The 3,868-nt window shown below is 35.3% G+C and carries 2 protein-coding genes and 1 pseudogene; 2 read left to right on the forward strand and 1 reads right to left on the reverse strand.

What is annotated here, in order from left to right:
• Together K8S13_RS15025 and K8S13_RS15030 are read left to right on the forward strand one after the other, a co-directional pair.
• Positions 1–375, forward strand: a 375-nt coding sequence (locus K8S13_RS15025; RefSeq protein WP_291463702.1) for a hypothetical protein, incomplete at its 5' end; no start/stop codon positions are given.
• A gap of 293 nt (positions 376–668) precedes the next feature.
• The gene (locus K8S13_RS15030) at positions 669–3,476 is read left to right on the forward strand and encodes a pitrilysin family protein (protein WP_291463703.1); all 2,808 of its coding nucleotides are present in this window, start codon (positions 669–671) and stop codon (positions 3,474–3,476) included.
• A 70-nt stretch (positions 3,477–3,546) separates the two neighbouring features.
• On the opposite strand, the pseudogene K8S13_RS15035 reads toward K8S13_RS15030, so the two are convergent.
• Positions 3,547–3,868: pseudogene (locus tag K8S13_RS15035) on the reverse strand (hypothetical protein); the annotation flags it as partial.

The raw sequence follows: 3,868 nt of genomic DNA on the forward strand, positions 1-3,868 counted from the left end.
ATGTACTATAATGGCGGGCATAAAAAATGGATAAGCCTGGGATTCGAAGGAATTCGTTCCGATAAAGAGAGCTGGAAAATCAGCAGTATCGGAGTAGAACTTAAAGGTTCAAATGCTTCCGGCATATTGAGCCGTATTCGAAATGAAGAAAAATCAAAGAAAAAATTGAAAAATACACCTGAGAAGGACAAGGTAAAAAAAGGAAAGAGTAATCTTAAGCTTTGGCGAGAAGATATAAAAACAAAGAAAGATGGTGTTGGTGTGACAATATTCGGTTACAGCGCCCCTATTGTGAAACACGAAGAGTCAGATCGCTTTATGAGCATCGACTTTGATTCCAGAGAACCTTTTAAGATTGCCTATCAACTCTTTTAAAAGAAAGCTTTTATGACTTTTAAATAATTTGGAGATGATCCAGAAAATTGTTAAATCATTAATCAGAACATCTTTAAGTTTCTGGTTCTGCTCAAACCATACTGGAAGAATATCCTTATTTTTATTCTCACCGGTCTTGTTTTGACACTTCTTTCTTTGCCTTATCCCTGACCAAAATCATTATTGTTCTTGATAAAGGCAGGACGGTTGAGCAGGGGCCGCATCATGAGCTCATTAAAACAAAAGGCGCCCATTACAGGCTTTGCCGGAATAAATTGCAACCGGAGAATTTAATGAAAAGAATCTTTGTTTTAATTATTTCTTTATTATTGCTAAGTTCCTGCTTATCCCATGTGGTGTTTGGACCTGAGGATCTAAATAAAAACCTGGTTAAGGATCCTGTGATTCGAACAGGTGTTCTTGATAATGGATTGCGATATGTTATCCGGGTGAATAAAAATCCTGAAAAAAAAGCGGAATTCCGGTTCGGAGTAAATGTCGGCTCATTGCTTGAAAGTGAAGATGAACAAGGAGCTGCTCATTTTATTGAACATATGGCTTTTAACGGCACCCGGAATTTTCGTCAAAATGAATTATTTGATTTTTTTCAAAAGAATGGCATGGCATTCGGGCCGGATCTTAATGCATATACCAGTCATACCAAAACTGTTTACCGCTTTTCTTTGCCCACAGATCAAAAAGAGATCATTGATAAAGGGTTTTTGATATTAAAAGACTGGGCTAATGAAATCGTGTTTGAAAAAATTGAAGTAGATAAAGAACGAAATATTATTTTAGAAGAATTACGGGCAAGGAAATCTGTAAGTAAACGGGTGAGGGATCAGATAATGCCTTTGGTGTGCGGCCCATCATATTTAAAAAGGCTTCCGATCGGGAAAGAAAGTATCATTAAAACGATTACTCACCAAAGGCTTAAAGCTGTTTATAAACAATGGTATCAGCCTGGACGAATGTCTGTTGTGGTTGTTGGGGATATTGATGCAGATGAGATTGAATCCAAAATCAAGTCAACTTTTTCCAGCTTGAAAAATAATGAAAATTTACCTGAATTAAAAGATTTTGACATACCAGAGTATAAAACTGTTCAGTATTTGAATGTCAAAGATCCCGAGTTGACAGAAGCATCAATAAAGATTTATCAACTGATAAAGACAAATAAACTGCTTAAAGAAAACGATCTTCGCCAATATTTGACTGAACAATTATATATTACTATTTTAAGAAACAGGCTAATGGATAAAAGTTTGTCCGAGCGGTCTTATCACCGGGTCTTATGTTCCCGTGGGTGGCAGACGGATCATGACGGGTTCTTTTATCTTGAGGCGAAAGTAAAGGATAATAAATTCAGGCAATGTTTTAAAGATATTTTTCTGGAATATGAAAGACTTACAAGATACGGGGTCCTGAAATCAGAATTAAAAGAAGCCAAGAAAAACTTATTGAAAGGTTCAGTAGCAGATTGTGTAGAACAGGACACAAAAAAATCTAAAAATTTTGCAAACAAATATATTATTAAAGTATTACAGAAAAGCATTATTTTTTCACCCATATCATACAGCAGTCTTTGTACAAAATATCTGCCTTCCATCCAGGTCGGTGATATTAATAATTTTTACAATCAGCTTGACGCATCCAACAGGGTGGTGATTTCTATGGGGAATAACGCATCTTCAAAATATTTACCCAACAAAAAAAAGATAGAAGAAATTGTTGCTGAGGTGAAGTCAAAACAGCTCGCCCCCTATTCCCATCAAATAACTAAATCAGGTTTGTTAACAAAAGATGTTACAAAGGGTACGATTGTAAAGAAAACCTACTATAAAAAGATTAATGTAACAATACTTGAGCTTTCCAACGGGGCCAGGGTCATTCTCAAACCAACGTTATTTAAACGAAATGATATAAGTTTCTGGTGCTACAGTCCTGGCGGGCTGTCATTGTTAAAACCGGAGTTGTTACCTTTAAAATTGTTAGCTGATCCTATTGTTCAAAATTCTGGAATTGGCCATTACTCAAAACAGGAATTATATAAGAAGTTGATGTCAAAAAAAATCAGAGCCAGAGTTTATGTGGATCCTTATGAAGAAGGTATAAGAGGAAATTGTTCACCGGAAAATATAGAACTCTTTTTTCAAATAATTAGTCATGGCATCAGCCAGCCACGGTTTGATGAAAATGCTTTTGAAGAGCAAAAAATAAAATATGCTCAACAGATTAAACATATGCAAAATACTGCATTCTGGAAATTTCAACGAAAGATCATTGAAACGACCTGGCCGGACAATGATTATTCTCAACCGATTACAGAAGAATCCATAATGCAACTTGATTCAAATTTGTGTAAAAAAAGTCTTAAGGACCGGTTTCAAAATGCAGAAGATTTTACGTTTCAGTTTGTAGGAAATTTCAAAATGCATAATATCCTTCCATTAGTTGAAAAATACCTTGCCGGCCTGCCGGCAGGTAAAGCCAAAGAACAGCCAAAAGATTTGGGACTTAAGCCTTTGCCGGGTAAATATGCTTTTTCAATAAATGAAAATCTTGAGGATAAAAGCAATATAATTATTCAATTGAATCATTATTACACAATTACTGAAAGAAAAGTATCAGAGTTTTCTGCCCTTGAAAATATACTTAATATGAAAATTATAGAAGAGTTAAGAGAGAAACAGGGCTTGATTTATTCGGGGCATGTGGCATGCCGATTTTATTCAGTAAAACCGTCTCCGCATTCTCAAATAATATTTCATTTTACTTGTGCACCTGAAAATGTAGACAGGGTGGTTTGCGGTTTAAAAGCAATACTCCAAGATTTACGTGAGACAAGAATGTCAAAAGAAAAAATTGAAACAATAAAAAAAATCTTGTTAAATCAATCAAAGAAAACCAGAAGTGATAACGACTGGTGGTCTCATGCACTTAGAGATTTTGTAATGCTGAACCAGGATCTCAACACTTTAATGGAACATGAAAATTATATTAAAGAATTAACTCCTGCCACATTACAAAACCATGCAAAAAAATATCTGGAGGAAACCAATATATTGATAGCTGTTTTAAATCCCAAGAGTGCTGAATAAATGAGAATTAGACTTCAATTTACTTTTATTGATCATATTTTACGCATATTTTTAACTTTTTACGAAGATATCAAAATTGAATAACTGTTATCTCAGGCCTGCAGCAAAAGCGTACAGGCAAAAGATAACAGCCGATACCAGGATTTACATAAAGGGGGCCGGAACCGGTTTTAAACAGGCCCCTGTCATACCTGCCGACATTATAAGGAAGAATCACTGCACCCAAAAAAGGAATACGGACCTGCCCTCCGTGCGAATGCCCTGCCAATATTAAATCAAATTTTATGGTTTTAAGTTTTTCAATAAAGACAAGATAGTGAGTTAGCAGTAATTGCTTATCTGCTTTTAGATTTTGCTTCAAATTGATATTGTGCCCGGTAACACCGGTGATA

This window comes from Desulfobacula sp., assembly GCF_021107415.1.

Excerpts from the sequence above, each read along its gene's own strand:
- K8S13_RS15030 (WP_291463703.1), top strand. The coding sequence starts at position 669 with ATGAAAAGAATCTTTGTTTTAATTATTTCTTTATTATTGCTAAGTTCC.